The 19,230-nt window shown below is 63.2% G+C and carries 16 protein-coding genes; 11 read left to right on the top strand and 5 right to left on the bottom strand.

Going from position 1 to position 19,230, the window contains the following annotated elements:
* The 4 genes from SC318_RS16605 to SC318_RS16620 all read left to right on the top strand — a co-directional run bounded on the left by SC318_RS16605 (window position 1) and on the right by SC318_RS16620 (window position 4,920).
* Window positions 1–1,059, top strand: a complete 1,059-nt coding sequence (locus tag SC318_RS16605; RefSeq protein WP_124387252.1) for an alpha-ketoacid dehydrogenase subunit beta — start codon at window positions 1–3, stop codon at window positions 1,057–1,059.
* Entirely contained in the window at window positions 1,060–2,319 is a 1,260-nt protein-coding gene (locus tag SC318_RS16610; RefSeq protein WP_320427671.1) for a dihydrolipoamide acetyltransferase family protein, read from the top strand.
* A 4-nt stretch (window positions 2,320–2,323) separates the two neighbouring features.
* Window positions 2,324–3,703 (top strand): dihydrolipoyl dehydrogenase, encoded by a 1,380-nt coding sequence (gene lpdA, locus SC318_RS16615; RefSeq protein WP_320427672.1) that lies wholly within the window; start codon window positions 2,324–2,326, stop codon window positions 3,701–3,703.
* A 197-nt stretch (window positions 3,704–3,900) separates the two neighbouring features.
* Entirely contained in the window at window positions 3,901–4,920 is a 1,020-nt protein-coding gene (locus SC318_RS16620; RefSeq protein ID WP_124387255.1) for a branched-chain amino acid aminotransferase, read from the top strand.
* Window positions 4,921–5,044: 124 nt separating this feature from the next.
* Here SC318_RS16620 and SC318_RS16625 read toward each other — a convergent pair whose 3' ends face one another.
* The 5 genes from SC318_RS16625 to SC318_RS16645 form a co-directional block, all read right to left on the bottom strand.
* Complete coding sequence (locus SC318_RS16625) at window positions 5,045–5,935, bottom strand: GNAT family acetyltransferase (RefSeq protein ID WP_320427673.1); 891 nt, start codon at window positions 5,933–5,935, stop codon at window positions 5,045–5,047.
* A 319-nt stretch (window positions 5,936–6,254) separates the two neighbouring features.
* The gene (locus tag SC318_RS16630; protein WP_320427674.1) at window positions 6,255–7,088 is read right to left on the bottom strand and encodes a TIGR03915 family putative DNA repair protein; all 834 of its coding nucleotides are present in this window, start codon (window positions 7,086–7,088) and stop codon (window positions 6,255–6,257) included.
* Window positions 7,085–8,305, bottom strand: coding sequence for a putative DNA modification/repair radical SAM protein (locus SC318_RS16635; protein ID WP_056861349.1), 1,221 nt, complete (start codon window positions 8,303–8,305; stop codon window positions 7,085–7,087). The genes SC318_RS16630 and SC318_RS16635 overlap by 4 nt, the downstream gene beginning before the upstream one ends.
* A gap of 93 nt (window positions 8,306–8,398) precedes the next feature.
* On the bottom strand, window positions 8,399–9,736 hold the full coding sequence (locus SC318_RS16640; RefSeq protein ID WP_320427675.1) for a lysine N(6)-hydroxylase/L-ornithine N(5)-oxygenase family protein: 1,338 nt from the start codon (window positions 9,734–9,736) through the stop codon (window positions 8,399–8,401).
* Between the two features lie 121 nt (window positions 9,737–9,857).
* Complete coding sequence (locus tag SC318_RS16645; RefSeq protein ID WP_320427676.1) at window positions 9,858–10,340, bottom strand: sigma-70 family RNA polymerase sigma factor; 483 nt, start codon at window positions 10,338–10,340, stop codon at window positions 9,858–9,860.
* A 257-nt stretch (window positions 10,341–10,597) separates the two neighbouring features.
* Here SC318_RS16645 and SC318_RS16650 point away from each other — a divergent pair, with 257 nt between their 5' ends.
* The 7 genes from SC318_RS16650 to SC318_RS16680 all read left to right on the top strand — a co-directional run bounded on the left by SC318_RS16650 (window position 10,598) and on the right by SC318_RS16680 (window position 19,229).
* Entirely contained in the window at window positions 10,598–11,767 is a 1,170-nt protein-coding gene (locus tag SC318_RS16650) for an efflux RND transporter periplasmic adaptor subunit (protein WP_320427677.1), read from the top strand.
* A gap of 1 nt (window position 11,768) precedes the next feature.
* A complete protein-coding gene (locus tag SC318_RS16655) occupies window positions 11,769–13,742 on the top strand; it encodes a MacB family efflux pump subunit (protein ID WP_320427678.1) in 1,974 nt (657 codons plus the stop codon).
* Window positions 13,735–15,150 carry an efflux transporter outer membrane subunit gene (locus tag SC318_RS16660; RefSeq protein WP_320427679.1) on the top strand — a complete coding sequence of 472 codons (1,416 nt, stop codon included), beginning with the start codon at window positions 13,735–13,737 and terminating at the stop codon, window positions 15,148–15,150. The genes SC318_RS16655 and SC318_RS16660 overlap by 8 nt, the downstream gene beginning before the upstream one ends.
* 104 nt (window positions 15,151–15,254) lie before the next feature.
* Window positions 15,255–16,010 carry an alpha/beta fold hydrolase gene (locus SC318_RS16665; protein ID WP_320427680.1) on the top strand — a complete coding sequence of 252 codons (756 nt, stop codon included), beginning with the start codon at window positions 15,255–15,257 and terminating at the stop codon, window positions 16,008–16,010.
* Window positions 16,011–16,113: 103 nt separating this feature from the next.
* The gene (locus SC318_RS16670; RefSeq protein ID WP_320427681.1) at window positions 16,114–16,881 is read left to right on the top strand and encodes a FadR/GntR family transcriptional regulator; all 768 of its coding nucleotides are present in this window, start codon (window positions 16,114–16,116) and stop codon (window positions 16,879–16,881) included.
* A gap of 243 nt (window positions 16,882–17,124) precedes the next feature.
* The gene (locus SC318_RS16675) at window positions 17,125–18,327 is read left to right on the top strand and encodes an ABC transporter substrate-binding protein (protein ID WP_320427682.1); all 1,203 of its coding nucleotides are present in this window, start codon (window positions 17,125–17,127) and stop codon (window positions 18,325–18,327) included.
* Window positions 18,328–18,368: 41 nt separating this feature from the next.
* On the top strand, window positions 18,369–19,229 hold the full coding sequence (locus tag SC318_RS16680; protein WP_320427683.1) for a branched-chain amino acid ABC transporter permease: 861 nt from the start codon (window positions 18,369–18,371) through the stop codon (window positions 19,227–19,229).
* Window position 19,230 lies beyond the last annotated feature (1 nt).

A 19,230-nucleotide genomic window follows, 5' to 3' on the forward strand; every position in this document is an offset into this window, starting at 1 on the left:
ATGAACGATCACAACAACAGCATCGAACTGGAAACCGCCATGACCACCACCACCATGACCATGATCCAGGCCCTGCGCTCGGCCATGGATGTGATGCTTGAACGTGACGACAACGTGGTGGTGTTCGGCCAGGACGTCGGTTACTTCGGCGGCGTGTTCCGTTGCACCGAAGGCCTGCAAACCAAGTACGGCAGCTCACGGGTATTCGACGCACCGATCTCCGAAAGCGGCATCGTCGGCGTGGCGGTGGGCATGGGTGCCTACGGCCTGCGCCCGGTCGCGGAAATCCAGTTCGCCGACTACGTCTACCCCGCCACCGATCAGATCATCTCCGAAGCGGCGCGCCTGCGTTATCGCTCGGCCGGCCAGTTCACCGCGCCCTTGACCATGCGCATGCCGTGCGGCGGCGGCATTTATGGCGGCCAGACCCACAGCCAGAGCATCGAAGCGGTATTCACTCAGGTCTGCGGCCTGCGCACCGTGATGCCATCCAACCCCTATGACGCCAAGGGCCTGCTGATCGCCTCCATCGAAAACGATGACCCGGTGATCTTCCTGGAACCCAAGCGCCTGTATAACGGCCCGTTCGATGGCCATCACGACCGCCCGGTAACACCGTGGTCGAAACACCCGCAAGCGCAAGTGCCGGACGGTTACTACACCGTGCCGCTGGACGTCGCCGCCATTGTGCGTCCGGGTTCGGCCGTAACCGTGCTGACCTACGGCACCACCGTGTACGTGTCGCAAGTCGCCGCCGAAGAAACCGGCATCGACGCTGAAGTCATCGACCTGCGCAGCCTGTGGCCGCTGGACCTGGACACCATCGTCAAGTCGGTGAAAAAGACCGGCCGTTGCGTGGTGGTGCACGAAGCCACGCGCACCTGCGGGTTTGGCGCCGAGCTGGTGTCGCTGGTGCAGGAACATTGCTTCCACCACCTGGAAGCGCCGATCGAACGCGTCACCGGCTGGGACACCCCCTACCCGCACGCGCAGGAGTGGGCGTATTTCCCAGGCCCGTCCCGAGTGGGCGCGGCGTTGAAACGGGTCATGGAGGTCTGAATGGGCACGCACGTTATCAAGATGCCGGACATTGGCGAAGGCATCGCAGAAGTTGAACTGTCGCAGTGGCACGTAAAAGTCGGCGACCTGGTGGTCGAAGATCAGGTGCTGGCGGACGTGATGACCGACAAGGCGATGGTGGATATCCCCTCGCCGGTCCACGGCAAGGTGCTGTCTCTGGGCGGCGAGCCGGGCGAAGTCATGGCAGTGGGCAGTATTCTGATCAGCATTGAAGTGGAAGGCGTCGGCAACGCCAAGGAAGCACCGGCGGTGGCCGCACCGGTGGAAAAATCCGCGCCTGTGGTGGAGAGCAAATCGGCACCGGTGCAAGCCAAGCCCGCGCCTGTCGCCACTAAGGTTCAAGCGCCCGTGGCCCGCGACGCGGCCGAGCGACCGCTGGCCTCCCCCGCCGTGCGCAAGCATGCGCTGGACGCGGGTATCCCGTTGCGCCTGGTCCAGGGCACAGGCCCGGCCGGGCGGATCCTGCATGAAGACCTCGACGCCTACCTGCAGCAAGGCGCGAGCAGCTCCTCGAGCGCCGCCAACCCCTACGCCGAACGCCACGACGAGCACCAGATTCCGGTGATCGGCATGCGCCGCAAGATCGCCCAGCGCATGCAGGACGCCACCCGCCGCGCCGCGCATTTCAGCTACGTGGAAGAAATCGACGTCACCGTGCTGGACGAACTGCGCGTGCACCTCAATGAGAAACACGGCGCCACACGCGGCAAGCTGACCCTGTTGCCGTTCATCGTGCGTGCCATGGTGGTGGCGCTGCGCGACTTCCCGCAGATCAACGCGCGCTACGACGATGAAGCCCAAGTCATCACCCGCCTCGGCGCCGTGCATGTGGGCGTCGCCACCCAGAGCGACGTCGGCCTGATGGTGCCGGTGGTGCGCCACGCCGAAGCCCGCAATCTGTGGGGCACTGCCGAAGAAATCGCGCGCCTGGCCACGGCGGCGCGCAATGGCAAGGCCAGCCGTGACGAGCTGTCGGGCTCCACCATCACCCTGACCAGCCTTGGCGCGCTGGGTGGGATTGTCAGCACGCCGGTGCTGAACCTGCCGGAAGTGGCCATCGTCGGCGTCAACCGCATCGTCGAGCGGCCCATGGTGATCAAGGGTCAGATCGTGGTGCGCAAGATGATGAACCTCTCCAGCTCGTTCGACCACCGCGTGGTCGATGGCATGGACGCGGCGCAATTCATCCAGGCCATTCGCGGCCTGCTCGAACAACCCGCCAGCCTATTCCTGGAGTAAGGGCATGACTCAGACACTACACACGACGCTGCTGATTATCGGCGGCGGCCCTGGCGGTTATGTGGCGGCGATTCGCGCCGGCCAGCTGGGCATCCCGACCATTCTGGTGGAAGGCCAGGCGTTGGGCGGCACCTGCCTGAACATCGGCTGCATTCCATCCAAGGCCTTGATCCATGTGGCCGAGCAGTTCCAGCAAAGCGTGCACCACAGCCAGGGCTCGCCCCTGGGCATCGAAGTGAATGCGCCGAGCCTGGACATCCGCAAAAGCGTGGAATGGAAAGACGGCATCGTCGACCGCCTGACCACCGGTGTCGCCGCACTGCTGAAGAAACACAAGGTGCAAGTGATCCACGGCTGGGCCAAGGTGGTGGACGGCAAGACCGTCGACGTGGGCGATCAGCGCATTCAATGCGAACACCTGCTGCTGGCCACCGGTTCGAAAAGCGTCGAACTGCCGATGCTGCCGCTGGGCGGGCCGATCATCTCGTCCACCGAAGCCCTGGCACCCACCCGCATACCGAAGCGGCTGATCGTGGTGGGCGGCGGTTATATCGGCCTGGAGCTGGGCATTGCCTACCGCAAACTGGGGGCTGACGTCAGTGTGGTCGAGGCTCAGGACCGCATCCTGCCGGCCTATGAAGCCGAGCTGACCCAGCCGGTCGGCGAGTCCCTCAAGCAATTGGGGGTCAAGCTGTACCTCAAGCACAGCGTCACCGATTTTGCCGATAACTGCCTGCAAGTGCGCGACCCCAATGGCGATACGCTGTCGCTGGCGACCGATCAGGTGCTGGTGGCCGTGGGCCGCAAACCCAACACCCAGGGCTGGAACCTCGAAGCGCTGGACCTGGCAATGAACGGCGCGGCGATCAGGATCGACAGCCGCTGCCAGACCAGCATGCGCAACGTCTGGGCCATCGGCGACCTGAGCGGCGAGCCGATGCTGGCGCACCGGGCCATGGCCCAGGGCGAAATGGTTGCTGAACTGATCAGTGGCAAATCCCGCGAATTCAACCCGGCGGCGATCCCGGCCGTGTGCTTTACCGACCCGGAACTGGTGGTGGTCGGCAAGACGCCTGACGACGCCAAGGCGGCCGGTCTGGACTGCATCGTGTCGAGCTTCCCCTTCGCCGCCAACGGCCGGGCCATGACCCTGGAGTCGAAAGCCGGCTTCGTGCGGGTGGTGGCACGGCGTGACAATCATCTGATTGTCGGCTGGCAGGCGGTGGGCGCGGGTGTCTCGGAACTGTCCACAGCGTTTGGCCTGAGCCTGGAAATGGGTTCGCGCCTGGAAGACGTGGCCGGCACCATCCACGCTCACCCGACATTGGGTGAAGCCGTGCAGGAAGCCGCGCTGCGGGCGCTGGGCCACGCGCTGCATCTGTAGAACCGTGGCGAGGCCATCGGGCGCAAGCCCCCTCCCACAGGGGAACGCATGTGGGAGGGGGCTTGCCCCCGATAGCGATGGATCAGCCAATAGAGATGTCGAATGGCCCATCCGCCCGCTCCCACACAAGCCAAGAATGCAGTATTGTTGCTGCCATCCAGAAAAAAATCCGACTTGACCAGAGATTAGAGGGTGTCATGGGTAACGAAAGCATCAATTGGGACAAGCTGGGTTTTGACTACATCAAGACCGACAAGCGGTTTCTCCAGGTCTGGAAAAACGGCGAATGGCAAGACGGCACCCTGACCGACGACAATGTGCTGCACATCAGCGAGGGCTCCACTGCCCTGCACTATGGCCAGCAGTGCTTTGAAGGCCTCAAGGCCTACCGCTGCAAGGACGGCTCGATCAACCTGTTCCGTCCAGACCAGAACGCCGCGCGCATGCAGCGCAGCTGTGCCCGCCTGCTGATGCCGCATGTGACAACCGAGGCATTCATCGATGCCTGCAAGCAAGTGGTCAAGGCCAACGAGCGCTTCATCCCGCCTTACGGCAGCGGCGGCGCGCTGTACCTGCGCCCGTTCGTGATCGGCACCGGTGACAACATCGGTGTACGCACCGCACCGGAGTTCATCTTCTCGGTGTTCTGCATCCCGGTTGGCGCCTATTTCAAAGGCGGCCTGGTGCCCCACAACTTCCAGATCTCCACCTTCGACCGCGCCGCGCCACAGGGCACCGGTGCCGCGAAAGTGGGCGGCAACTATGCCGCCAGCCTGATGCCAGGTTCGGAAGCGAAGAAATCCGGCTTCGCCGACGCCATCTACCTGGACCCGATGACCCATTCGAAAATCGAAGAAGTCGGCTCGGCCAACTTCTTCGGTATCACCCATGACAACCAGTTCATCACGCCGAAGTCGCCTTCGGTACTGCCAGGCATCACCCGCCTGTCGCTGATCGAACTGGCCCAGACCCGCCTGGGCCTGGACGTGGTCGAGGGCGAAGTGTTCATCGACAAGCTGGATCAATTCAAGGAAGCCGGCGCCTGCGGTACCGCTGCCGTGATCTCGCCCATCGGCGGCATTCAGTACAACGGCAAACTGCACGTGTTCCACAGCGAGACCGAAGTGGGCCCGATCACCCAGAAGCTCTATAAAGAGCTGACTGGCGTGCAGACCGGTGACGTTGAAGCGCCAGCGGGTTGGATCGTAAAAGTCTAAAGCAGCACCGCAAAACCTTGTGGGAGGGGGCTTGCTCCCGATAGCGGTACATCAGTCGCAGATTTATCGACTGATCCAACCCTATCGGGGGCAAGCCCCCTCCCACATTTGATCTGCAGTATTTTCAAGGTTGGGGGATATTGCTGGCAATCTTCTTGCCCATGCTGATCCTCGGTTCCACCCCATACCCCAATGCCTCGTAGAACCCCGCCACCGCTTCATTGCCGCTGGTGATCTGCAGGTTGATCTTCATGCACCCCAGCGCCGTCAGCGCCTGTTCTGCGTAACGCACCAACGACGAACCCAAGCCGTGACGACGATAGTCGGCATGCACCGCCACCGAATACAACCAGCCACGATGGCCGTCGTACCCGGCGAGGATCGTACCGATCACGGTTTTTTTATCGGTCGCCACAAAGAACAACCCATCATTGACCGCCAGTTTCTTATCGATCGCCAGGCTTGGCAGGTTATGCGCGGTGTCGTAGCCGAACGCTTGCTGCCATAACGCAACCACCTGCGCACGGTGCTGGCGGTCGCGATACAGGCCGATGGGGTGCCGAGACAGCAGGGCCTTTTCCATGACCAGCGTGCGCTCATTGCCGTGGTAGACATCGCGCACGGTGTGAAAACCCAGCTTGCTATAGAACGGTTCGGCGGTCAGCGAGGACGGCACGCTCAACACGGTGACCCCGGCTTCACGGGCACGCAGTTCGATCTCGATCATCAGCAGCCGACCAATGCCCTGCCCTTGCAGCGCCGGGTTGACGAACACCGAGCGCACCACATTGGCATCCAGGGCCGCCGTGGCGACGATCACCTGCGCCTGAACCGCCACCAGCACCACACGCCGCTTGAGCAGTTCCAACACCGCATCCGGCGTGAAATGGCTCGCCACACGAGCGATCACATCCGCCGGATAATCTCGTGCATTGCTGCTGTGCAAGGCGGCCAGGATAACTTGGCTGATGCTCTCGGCATCTGAGGTTTGGGCAATACGAACGACGGTGGACATGCTTGCTCCTGGCTGACGGCGACTGGGCGAGCATCACAATACCAATGTGGAAGGGGCGGTGCGACAACTGGACTTGCCCCTGGTTACGGTGGATCAACTACCGATAAGCCGACTGATCTACCGATATCGGGGTATGGGGTATGTACGCAACGTTGGCACGACCCTGAACCCGTGGCGAGGGAGCTTGCTCCCGCTGGACTGCGCAGCAGGCCCATTGTTTGGGGCCGCTTCGCGGCCCAGCGGGAGCAAGCTCCCTCGCCACGGGTTTGGTGTTCGCCTTAACTGACTGGCATCAGGGCTTGCCGCTCTCCCACATTTTCTAGCCGTGCCCGCTAGCAATACGCTTGCCGGGTTTAGCGCCCACCAGCTTGGCCTGCCCATCTTTCTGCTTGCCGGTGCGCGCCTCGCTGATAAGCCCCGGTATCAACTTGCCCTCCGGCAAATTCTTCCAGAACCGGCTGGGCAAGTGCCCTTCCATGACCTTGGGGTTCAACCGCGCCGGGTTGAAGATGTGGCTGTAGTAGGTCAGCCACATGGCGCTGTGCGGATCCTCGACATTCTGCGCCAGTTGCTGCCAGGCCTCGGGGCACCGGCGTTGGTGGATCAACTGCTCGCCGTCGTAATACACCCCGTCCAGCGGGGTTGCGATCATCCAGCGATGCCGGCCCATGCGCCCGATAAAATGCTGGCTGGCACTCTTGAGGATGTCGTGGGCGGGCTCGTGCCAGGCCACGTATTCCGGCAGCTCGGCCCCCGCCTCGGCTGGCAGTGCAATGAACCGTACGAACGCATGCAGGTGGTGGGCTTCACGGCTGACCTGCTTGATGCGCCGCTGCAACTCGCTACCCAGCTTGTCACCCGCCAGCATGGCCGTGCGGTCGCCATGGCTGACCCGCCACAGCACCTCGTAAAGCAGGCTCCAGCGCTGCTCGCCGTGGTAGCAGGCGGCCGACTCCAGCAGTTGCAGCAACGCCTTGGGAATGCGCGCCTGGAACGGACCGGGCTCGGCCGGAATCGGCTCGTCGGTGGCAAACAGATCCGCCACCTCAGCCTCGCCCCAGCTCACCTGGCTGGGGTCGACCTGATGGCTGAGCAGCCAGCGCGCCTGTTCGCGCCAAGTGCTGAACAGGTTGTCGCATTCCAGGCTGATCATCCCCACAGCCCCATTTGTTGCGGTTGCGGGCGATCACGCAGCTGTTCACGCAGCAGTACGCTGGTGCTGTCGGCCTGCTGGGGGTGGTAATCGCTGGTGATGAAGAACGGCTTGGCCTTGGCCAGCACGCAGCGCATGCGCGCCAGGTCTTCGAAGCGGATCTTGCGTTCGCGGCGCAGGTCGACCAGGCGCTGGGTGGTGCGCAGGCCAATGCCGGGGATGCGCGCGATCAAGGTTGGTTCGGCGCGGTTCAGGTCCAGGGGGAACACTTCGCGATGCTCCAGGGCCCACGCCAGCTTGGGGTCGATATCCAGGGCCAGGTGGCCGGGGCCTTCGAACAGCTCGTTGGCGCTGAAACCGTAGCTGCGCAACAGGAAATCGGCCTGGTACAAGCGATGCTCGCGCATCAGTGGCGGCGCGGCCAGGGGTACGCTTTTCGGGCTGTTGGGGATGGGGCTGAATGCCGAGTAATACACACGGCGCAGCTTGTAATTGCCGTACAAGGCTTCGGCACCGTGCAGGATGGTGCTGTCATCGGTGTCATCGGCGCCGACGATCATCTGCGTGCTTTGCCCGGCCGGGGCGAAGCGTGGCGCGCGGGGCTCGTTGAACACGGTTTGTTCACCGGTGTAGATGGTCTGCATGGCCTGCTTGATCGAGCCGATCTGCTTTTCCGGTGCCAGGGTTTGCAGGCTGGCATCGGTGGGCAGTTCGATATTCACGCTCAGGCGGTCGGCATAGCGCCCGGCCTCGGCGATCAGCGCCGGGTCGGCTTCGGGGATGGTCTTGAGATGGATATAGCCGCGAAAGTCGTGCTCTTCGCGCAGCAGTTTGGCAACCCGCACCAACTGTTCCATGGTGTAGTCGGCTGAACGGATGATGCCGGAACTGAGAAACAGGCCGCTGACGCAGTTGCGCTTGTAGAAGTCCAGCGTCAGGGTGACCACCTCTTCCGGACTGAAGCGCGCCCGGGGCACGTCGCTGGAGCGGCGGTTGACGCAATACTGGCAGTCGTACAGACAAAAGTTGGTGAGCAATACCTTGAGCAGCGAGACGCAACGCCCATCCGGGGTATAGCTGTGGCAGATGCCCATGCCATCGGTGGAACCCAGCCCCGCCTTGCCTTCGGAACTGCGCTTGGGTGCGCCACTGCTGGCGCACGAAGCGTCGTACTTGGCGGCGTCGGCGAGGATGCTGAGTTTTTCGATCAACTGCATGGGAAGCTACCGATACTGGTTTTTTGTACAGTATCAGGGGGTAGCTGCAAGCCGCAAGCTTTTAGCTGCAAGCTTGCGGCTGGCGGCTGGAACTCAGCTCGCGGTCGCCAACAACAGGTCCCGTACCGAGCGTGCTGAATCACGGTTGCGATCGTTCTCATACAGCGACGCCGCAATTTCATCCGCCCGGATCGGCAGCACCGACAGCAACGTATCGCTCAAACCATGGCTGGCCTGGCTGAACCCCTGGATGTAGATGCCTGCCTTGCAGCGCTCGTCAGTGACGATGCGGTAGTCGCGGGCCACTTCGAAATCGCCCATGTAGGCCTGCAGCGGCGCGAGCAGTTCGCGGTGCATCTGGCGATCGTAGCCGGTGGCCAGGATCACCGCGTCGTAATGACTGACGCTGGTTTCGCCGGTGGCATTGTTGCGCAGCGTCAGTTCGATACCCAGCGGGCCGGGGGTGGCTTTTTCGACCACGGTCAGCGTGCGGAACGCCTGGCGCGCGATGCCGGAGACCTTCTGCCGATAGAAAATGCCGTAGATGCGTTCGATCAGGTCCAGGTCCACCACCGAGTAGTTGGTGTTCTGGTACTCGGCGACCAGCCGCTCACGCTCAGCGCCGACCTGCTGGAACACCAGGTCGGTAAAGGCCGGCGAGAACACTTCGTTGACGAACGGGCTGTCATCGGCCGGCTTGAGCGCCGAGCCGCGCAGGATCATGTCGACCTGCACCGACGGGAAGCTGTCGTTGAGGTCGATAAACGCCTCGGCGGCGCTCTGGCCACCGCCGATCACCGCGACGCGCATGGCCTTGCCCTCGACACACGGCTGGCTCGCCATGCGCTCCAGGTACTGGGAATGGTGGAACACCCGGCTGTCGCCCTTGAGCGCCTTGAACGCTTCGGGAATGCGCGGCGTGCCACCGGCGCTGACCACCACCGAGCGCGTGGTGCGCACATGCTGTTCGCCCTGGGCATCACGGGAGATCACGCGCAGCGCTTCAACCTGCTGCTGATGCAGGATCGGCTCGATGGCCAGCACTTCTTCGCCGTAGTGGGCCTGGGCCTGGAATTGCCCGGCGACCCAGCGCAGGTAGTCGTTGTACTCCATGCGGCACGGGTAGAAGGTGCCCAGGTTGATGAAGTCCACCAGGCGCTCGTGGGCCTTGAGGTAATTGACGAAGGAGTACGGGCTGGTGGGGTTGCGCAGGGTCACCAGGTCCTTGAGGAAGGAAATCTGCAGTTCGCTCTGGGTCACCAGGGTATTGCCGTGCCAGCGGTAATCGGCTTGTTTGTCGAGAAACAGCACGTCCAGTTTGCCCTGGGCCTTCTCACGCTCCTGCAGGGCGATGGCCAGCGCCAGGTTCGAAGGGCCGAAACCGATACCGATCAGGTCGTGAACCGCGGGCGAAGCAATAGCCTGTGTCATTCCAGTGTCCTCTGGATAAGCCCCTTGGCGGTTGGGGCGGGAATACCTTCATGGCCTGAACAACAGGCCTGTGTGTTGATAGGAAACGAGGACAGTGAAATAAAATTTAACTAACAGCGCTTCAGTGCGCTTCCCACTCGCGCATGCGTGACCGGCAGTGCTTCATGGCGTTGACGATGTGCTTTTCCACCAGGCTGCGGGAAATGCCCAGACGCTCGGCGATTTGCAGATGGGACAGGCCCTCCAGTTTGCGCAACAGGAAACTGTCGCGGCAGGCAGCCGGCAACTCGGCCAGGGCGCGTTCGAGCAGCTCCAGGCGCTGGCCCTGGGCGTGGCTGGCGTGGGGTGAGCACGGGGCGAAGCGTTCCTTGCTGTCCAGCACTTCCAGCGGCTCGACCTGGCGCAGGGCGTTGCGCCGATGGCCGTCGATCACCAGGTTCAACGCGGTGCGGTAGAGGAACGCGCGCGGCTGCTCGATCGGGGTGTCACTGGCGCGCTCCAGCACCCGCAGATACGCGTCATGCACCACATCCTCGGCCACCTGACGGTTGCCCAGCTTGGCGTTGAGGAAACACACCAGCTCGCGATAGTAGTTTTCCAACATGACTCCTGGCCCCATGGCCGTGGTGCTAACGATGCCAGCCCGTGTAGGAACAAGCCTGTGGATGATGGCAGTTTGAGTGTGTGCAATTTATAGTAATTCTCATCTACTTTTAAAGAAGTCTTGCATCAACAGCCGATTTTTTTCTCCACGCACCCTGTCATCGCACGTGTCACACGCCTAAATCCGCGGGCCTTTTCTTCGTTTAACTGTCAGCTCTGCGCGACTGCGCCCCGATCTTTCCTGGCTGGAACCTACGCATGAAACGCCCTCGACCTGCCCGACGCGCCCTGCTTGTGGTGGCGTGCCTGATTCCCATCGTTGCGTTTGCCACCTGGCAGGGCCTGGCGTCGGGCCGCGACACCCTCTCCACTGTCACCGTCACCCGTGGCGATATCGAAAACAGCGTCACGGCCCTGGGTACCTTGCAACCACGGCGCTATGTGGATGTTGGCGCCCAGGCCTCCGGGCAGATCCAGAAGATTCACGTCGAGGCCGGCGATCAGGTCAAGGAAGGCCAGCTGCTGGTCGAAATCGACCCGTCGACGCAAAAAGCCAAGCTCGACGCCAGCCGCTATGCCATCGACAACCTTGCGGCGCAGTTGCAGGAGCAGAAGGCCCTGCATGCCTTGGCACGCCAGAAGTACCAGCGCCAGCAACGTCTGAGCGCCGGTAACGCCACTCGCGAAGAAGACGTACAAACCGCCAAGGCTGAACTGAGCGCGACCCAGGCGCGGGTCGACATGTTCCAGGCCCAGATCCGCCAGGCCCAGGCCAGCCTGCGCAGCGACGAGGCGGAACTGGGCTATACGCGCATCTACGCACCGATGGCCGGCACCGTGGTCGCGGTGGATGCACGGGTCGGCCAGACGCTCAACGCCCAGCAACAAACCCCGCTGATCCTGCGCATCGCCAGGCTGTCGCCGATGACCGTATGGGCCGAGGTATCCGAGGCGGATATCGGCCACGTCAAACCCGGCATGCGTGCGTACTTCACCACCTTGAGCGGCGGCAGCCGGCGCTGGACCAGCACCGTGCGCCAGATCCTGCCGATCCCGCCCAAGCCGTTGAACGAAACCCAGGGCAGCGGCAGCCCGAGCAGCGCCAGCAAGAGCGGCACCGGCCGCGTGGTGCTGTACACAGTATTGCTGGACGTGGACAACGCCGATAACGCGCTGATGGCCGAGATGACCACCCAGGTGTTTTTCGTCGCAAGCCAGGTCAAGGACGCCCTCACCGTGCCGGTCGCCGCGTTGCAAGGCACCTCCAACGCGGACACCCAAGTCGCCCGGGTGGTGGCGAAAAACGGCCGCATCGAGCAGCGCGAGGTGCGCCTGGGCATCAGCGACCGCCTGCGCGTCCAGGTGCTGGAAGGACTCAACGAAGGCGATCATGTGTTGATCGGCCCGGCCGACAGCAGTGGGGGTTGAGTTGACCACGCCCCTGATCGAATTCAAGCACATCCGCAAATCCTACGGCGGCGGCGACAGCCCGCAGGTCGACGTGCTGCGCGGTATCGACCTATCGATCCATGCCGGGGAATTCGTCGCCATCGTCGGCGCGTCCGGCTCCGGCAAATCGACGCTGATGAATATCCTCGGTTGCCTCGACCGCCCGAGCGAAGGCGACTACCTGTTCGCCGGCGAAAACGTCGCTCACCTGGGCAGCGACGAACTGGCCTGGCTGCGCCGTGAGGCCTTCGGTTTCGTGTTCCAGGGCTACCACCTGATCCCTTCGGCGTCGGCCCAGGAAAACGTCGAGATGCCGGCGATCTATGCCGGCATCAGCGCCAGCGAACGGCATGCCCGCGCGAGCGCCCTGCTCAGCCGGCTGGGCCTGGCCGAACGCACCGGCAACCGGCCGCACCAGCTTTCCGGCGGCCAGCAGCAACGGGTGTCCATCGCGCGCGCGTTGATGAACGGTGGGCACATCATCCTTGCGGACGAACCCACCGGCGCCCTCGACAGCCACAGCGGCGCCGAAGTGATGACCCTGCTTGACGAACTGGCGAGTCAGGGCCACGTGGTGATCCTGATCACCCATGACCGCGAAGTGGCCGCACGGGCCAACCGCATCATCGAGATTCGCGACGGCCTGATCATCAGCGACTCGGCCAACGCCGACGCCTTTGTGCCCGCCGAAGCCAACAGCGCTGCGTTGCAAGCGGTAGACCTGCGTCAGCGCCTGGCCGACGGCGCCGAACACAACGGCGCCTGGAAAGCCGAACTGCTCGACGCGCTGCAAGCGGCCTGGCGCGTGATGTGGATCAACCGCTTCCGCACCGCGCTGACCCTGCTCGGGATCATCATTGGCGTGGCCTCGGTGGTGGTCATGCTCGCCGTAGGTGAAGGCAGCAAGCGCCAGGTGATGGAGCAGATGGGCGCGTTCGGCTCCAACATCCTGTATGTCAGTGGCTCGTCACCCAACCCGCGCACGCCCCTGGGCATCATCACCCCCGAAGATGTAGCCGCCCTGGCCACCCTGCCGCAGGTGAAAAAGATCATGCCGGTCAACGGCGCCGAAGCCGGCGTGCGGTTCGGCAACATCGACTACATGGCCTATGTCGGCGGCAATGACACGAATTTCCCGACGATTTTCAACTGGCCGGTGGTCGAGGGCAGCTACTTCACCGAAGCCGACGAACGCAACGCCGCCACCGTCGCAGTGATCGGCGCACGGGTGCGCGACAAGCTGTTCAAAGGCCTGGTCAACCCCATCGGCCAATACATCCTGATCGAAAACGTGCCATTCCAGGTGGTCGGCGTGCTCCAGGAAAAAGGCTCCAGCTCGGGCAATAAAGACAGCGATGACCGCATTGCCATCCCCTACTCCGCCGCCAGCATTCGCCTGTTCGGCAGCTACAACCCGGAGTACGTGGTGATTGCCGCCGCCGACGCCAGCCGCGTTAACGCCGCCGAACAGGCCATCGATCAGTTGCTCAAGCGCCTGCACCACGGCAAGGACGACTACCACCTGACCAACAACGCCGCGATGATTCAGGCCGAAGCGCGCACCGCCAATACCCTGTCGTTGATGCTGGGTTCGATTGCGGCGATTTCGCTGCTGGTGGGCGGTATCGGCGTGATGAATATCATGCTGATGACCGTGCGCGAACGCACCCGCGAAATCGGTATCCGCATGGCCACCGGCGCCCGCCAGCGCGACATTCTGCGTCAGTTTCTCACCGAGGCGGTGATGCTTTCGGTGGTCGGCGGGCTGTTCGGTATCGCCCTGGCGCTGCTGGTGGGCGGCGTGCTGGTGCTGGCCGATGTGGCGGTGCAGTTCTCCCTGGTGGCGGTGCTCGGCGCATTTGGCTGCGCGCTGGTCACCGGTGTCGTATTCGGCTTTATGCCGGCCCGTAAAGCTGCCCGGCTCGATCCGGTTAAGGCGTTGACCAGTGAATAAACACCCCCTCGCCCCCCCGCTGACGCTGCTCAGCCTGTGCCTGTTGCTCAATGCCTGCGCAAGCCATGCGCCCGCCGTCGACAGCGGCATCGCGCCGCCCGCCGCCTGGCAATATGCCGAGCGCGCAGCCAGCCAGGCCACCAACCAGCGCTGGTGGACGCAGTTTGGCAGCCCATCGCTCAACCGTTTGATCGACCAGGCCCGCCGTGACAGTTTCGACGTGGCCGCGGCCATGGCGCGCGTGCGTCAGGCGCAGGCAACGGCAGTGATTGCCGGCGCGCCGCTGCTGCCCGAGGTCAAGTTCAACCTCACCGCCAGCCGCGAAAAGCTGTTGCGCGGCAGCGGCAATTCGGACCTGAACGCCACCGAGAGCGACCGAACCGTCAGCAGCTATGACGCCAACCTCAGCGCCAGCTACGAACTCGATTTCTGGGGCGGCCGCGCCGCTGCGCGAGACAGTGCGCTGCACAGCCTGCAAGCCAGCCAGTTCGACCAGGCCAATGTGGAGCTGACCCTGCTCAGCAACGTGGCCGACCGCTACGCACAAACCCTGGCCGCACGCCAACGCCTGCAGATCGCCGAGCTGAATCTGGCGAATGCACGCAACGTGCTCACGCTGGTGCAAACCCGCTACGACGCCGGTTCCGCGACTGCCCTGGAATTGGCGCAGCAGAAAAGCCTGGTGGCCAGCCAGCAACGGCAACTGCCGCTGATCGAGCAGCTGGCCGAAGCGTCGCGGATCACCCTCGCCGCGTTGCTCGGCCAGCCCGTGCAGGCGCTGGAGCTGGGCGGCGAGCCGTTCCAGGCCCTGACCTGGCCAACCATCGGCCCCGGCGTGCCGAGCCAGTTATTGAGCCGGCGCCCCGACCTCGCCCAGGCCGAGGCACAGCTGGCGGCGGCGAACGCCGACGTGCGCGTGGCCCGTGCGGCGATGCTGCCGGCGGTGACCCTGGGCGCGACCCTGGGTTCGGGGGCGTACAAGGCCGACGATATCCTGCGCAGTCCGTTCTACACCCTGACCTCGGGGCTGGTGGCCCCCATTTTCAACAATGGTCGTCTGAGTGCGGAGCGCGACAAGGCCCGCGCACGCCAGGATGAGCTGCTGCAAACCTACCGTGGTGCGATCATCAACGGCTTTGCCGACGTGGAAAAAGCCCTCAGCAACATCACCCGCCTGGACCAGCAGCGCCAATGGCAGTCCGAAGAGCTGCGACAGGCCCAGACGGCCTTCCAGATCGCGCAGAGCCGCTACCAGGCCGGAGCCGAGGATTGGCTCACGGTGCTGGAGACCCAACGCAGCCTGTACGCCGCCCAGGACCTCAACGTGCAGCTGCGACTCTCGCGCCTGCAAGCCAGCATCGCGTTGTATAAAGCGCTGGGCGGCGGTTGGAGTAACGAGATCCGATAAACGAAACTCCAATTTCTTACACGAACCGTTTAATCGCCTTACATTATTAGCCCCAAGGTCCTTGGTAAAACAGCCGCCTTCACTCGGCGCTCCAGGACCTTTTAATGAAACCCAGCGTTGTTGGAAAATGCCTGGTCTGCCTGGGCGGCTTGCTGTTCGCACAGCTGGCACTGGCCGAAGCCCTGATCGCGCCCACTGCCATTGACTGGTTACTCGATTGCCCCTTCCCGGCAGTTGAACGGCTCGACCCCGAAGTCCTCGCCCGCACCCAATGCGCGCTGGTGACCGTGCCCCGCGACCATGCCGCACCAGGGCGCGGGCGCACACGCCTGAGCCTGACACGCGTCGGCGCGCGCGACCCGCTCAACCGTGAGGGCGTGGTATTTATCCAGTCCGGCGAACCACCTACGTCCAAAAACGCGACGTTTGCCCTGCACCTGGCCGGCCGCTGGGAGTCTTACGCCACCCAGGCTTACCGCACACTGGTCGACCGCTATGACGTGATCGAATTGCGCAGCCGCGACCTGCAAGAGCACAACGCCATCGAACAGGCGGCGCAGGATATGGAATATGTCCGTGCACAACTGGGCGAGGCCCGGCTCAGCTATATCGGCAATGCCGACGCGGCGCGACTCGGCAACCGCTATGCCACGCTGTTCCCCGAACGCATCGCACGCATGGTGCTGGTCAACACCGGGCGCGGTGAACCGCTCGCGTACGGCATCGACCTGTTGCTGCTCAAGGAACCGCCCCAGGCCAGCGGCGATGGCTGCATCAGTCGCTGGCTCGGTGATTTTCTGGCTTACGGCAAACAGCCACCTTCGACTACACGGTGTCTGGACCGTGGCGGTTGGGATTGACCGTTTACGACCTGTTGATACCAGAAACGACACGCTGCGTTGACGCTGCGGCCCGATCGTTATTAAGTGCTATTTATCCGCATTAATACGATAAATCGAACCCATGCTGAGCCGCCCGCTACGCCGCAAACGCCAGAAGCTTTCCGATGTGATCGTCGAGTCGGTCAAGCGCTCGATCGTCACCGATGCCTTGAAGCCCGGCGACCGCTTGCCCACCGAACGCGAGCTGATGGAAAGTTTCCAGTGCTCCAAGGGCTCGGCGCGCGAGGCGCTCAAGGCGCTGGAAGTGGAGGGCCTGGTGAGCACACGCACCGGCCCCAGCGGCGGCGCCTACCTCAACCAGGCCGGCACCGAGCCCGCCAGCCGCGCCCTGCGCAACTACCTGCACTTCCAGCACCTGGACGGTGAACAGGTGTACCAGCTGCGCAAGGTCATCGAAGTGGAACTGGCGGTGTCGGTGCTCGGGCGCTTGAGCGAGGACGACTACCGGGCGCTGCAGGACAACGTCGACTTTTGCAGCGCCCCCGAAGACAGCGAAGCCGGCCAGCGTGAGCAGCGCCTGGCGGAACTGGAATTTCACAACCTGCTGGCCAAGGCCTGCCCCAACCCGCTGCTCAGTTTCATGGCGCAGTTTCTCAACGACCTGCTGCGTGACCTGGTGGTGCTGAAAAAAGCCTACAAGCCCAAGCGCAAGCAGTTCGATGCGGCCAACCTCGACTACCACAAGCAACTGCTGATCGCCTTTCGCGCCGGCGATGAAAGCGCGGTGCGCAGCTTGATGCATGAACACATGTGCGATGCCGAACACCATATGAGCGCCCTGGAAGGCCAGGTCAGCCCGCACTTCCTGCTGGAGTTCGATCACTCATAAACCATCACAAATCCCATGTGGGAGGGGCGGTGCGACGATTCGACTTGCTCCCGATGACTGAGCATCAGTCACTGCATCTGTGCCTGATCCACTGCTATCGGGAGCAGGCCCCCTCCCACATTGGATATGCATTCCAAGCGATAGACCCGCCTTACCTCAATAAAAAATGCCTGCCCACAGGCCCTTGCTCCACCGTATCGCCCTTGCCGCTCCTGCCAATAAAACCAAACCAGGGAGTCACCCATGCAGCGTCGTACGTTATTGAAAGCCAGTCTCACCTTCGCCTCCGCCCTCAGCCTCCCGCTGAGCGTGCGTTCAGCATTCGCCGCCGAGCCCTTTACCTTTTACGGCCTCAAGTCCATGTCTGGCGCTTTTGCCAGCTATGGCAAGTTTGCCGACATGGGGTCGCGCCTGGCGGTGGAACAGCATCCCGAGCTGCTCGGCCGCCCGTTGAACTACAAGGTCATCGACACCGAAGGCAATGCCGGCAAGGCGGTGCGCAAAGTGCAGGAGGCGATCCAGCAGGACGGCGCGCGGTTCTTCCAGGGCTGCACGCTGTCCTCCTCCGCCTTGGCGGTGGCCAAGGAAGTGGACAAGGTCGGCGGCGTCTTCATGACCCCGGTGGGCGCCGATGAGGTCACCGGCAAGGACTGCAACAAGGCCACGTTTCGCTGGTCGGTGCCCACCTACGGCGCGATCCGCGAAACCATGGTGCCGCTGATCAAGCTACTGCCGGACGCCAAGCGTTGGTACACCATCACCCCGCAATATGTGTTCGGTGAAGCCTTGCTTGAAGGCGCGAAAAATATCCTCAAGGAACACGGCCTGGAGCACGTCGGCAACAGCTACCACTCGTTGCAGGAACAGGAATTCTCCGGCTACCTGACCAACGCCATCTCCACCAAACCCGATGTACTGGTGCTGCTCAATTTCGGCAGCCAGTCATCCAACACCCTGCGCCAGGCGGTGAATTTTGGCATCAAGGAGCGCATGAAGGTGCTGCTGGTGTGGTCCGCCGGCCTCGATCAGTTCCAGGAACTGGGCAGCGATGTGCTCGAAGGCGTGTACCTGGGCGCGCAGTACTGGCACCAGGTCGACACGCCGCTGAACCGCGAGCTGGTCAAGCTGACACAGGCCAAATACGGCATCAACCCCACCTACCCGCTGGCCGCGGATTACATCAGCACCAAAGTGATGCTCGAGACCATCATTACGACCGGCAGCTTTGACGGCCCCACCGTGGCCAAAGCCATGCAGGGCCTGAGCTATGAAGGCCCGACCGGCAAGGAATCGATCCGCGCCGGCGACCATCAGGTGATCAAGGATTACTACCTGCTGATCGGCAAGGCCGCCGGCGATATGGCCGACAAGGACGACCTGGCCAAGGTGCTCAGCGCCGGCCAGTCCTTCCCGCCGGTGGAAGCCACGGGCTGCACGCTCGCCTGATTCCCTGAACGTTGCACCGGCTTCCTGCTGAGGGCTTGCGCATGCTTAATCTTTACCTGTTTCAGATACTCAACGGTCTGGGGTTGGGAATGATCTACTTCCTGATCGCGGTCGGGCTGACGATCATTTTCGGCCTGCTCAACTTCGTCAATTTCGCCCACGGCGCGTTCTTCCTGCTGGGCGCCTACCTCTGCTACACCGCCGTCAGCCTCACCGGCAACTTCTGGCTGGCGCTGCTGATTGCGCCGCTGGTGGTGGCCGCGCTCGCGTGGGTGATCGAGCGCCTGCTGATCCAGCGGATCTACCACTTGCCGCACATGTTCCAGATTCTGGTGACCCTGGGGATCGCGCTGATCATCCAGGAAGCCAGCGTGATGATCTGGGGCCCGGTGGGCAAGAGCGTCGCGGTGCCGGAACTGCTGCGCGGCGTGCTGGTGGTGGGCGATTTCATCTATCCCTACTACCGCCTGTTCCTCATCGTGTTTTCCGCGCTGGTGGGCCTGGGCCTGTGGCTGCTGCTGGAACGCACGCGCTTCGGTGCCCTGGTGCGCGCCGGCAGCGAGAGCACCGAAACCGTGTCGCTGCTGGGCACCAATATTTTCCGCCTGTTCTCCATGACCTTCGCCCTTGGCGTGGCCCTGGCCGGCGTCGCCGGGGTGCTGTTTGCGCCGCTGCGTGGCGCCCAGCCGTTCGTTGGCCCGGAGATCCTCGGCGTGGCGTTCGTGGTGGTGGTGATCGGCGGCATGGGCTCGTTCAGCGGTGCGCTGGTCGGCGGTTTGCTGGTGGGCGTAGTGCAAAGCCTGATGACCACACTCTGGCCCCAGGGCGCGAGCCTGATGATCTACGGCGCGATGGCCGTGGTGATTCTGGTACGCCCCTACGGCCTGTTCGGGAGAGCCTGAC

Origin of the sequence: Pseudomonas sp. MUP55 (genome assembly GCF_034043515.1) — a bacterium.
GTDB lineage: Bacteria > Pseudomonadota > Gammaproteobacteria > Pseudomonadales > Pseudomonadaceae > Aquipseudomonas.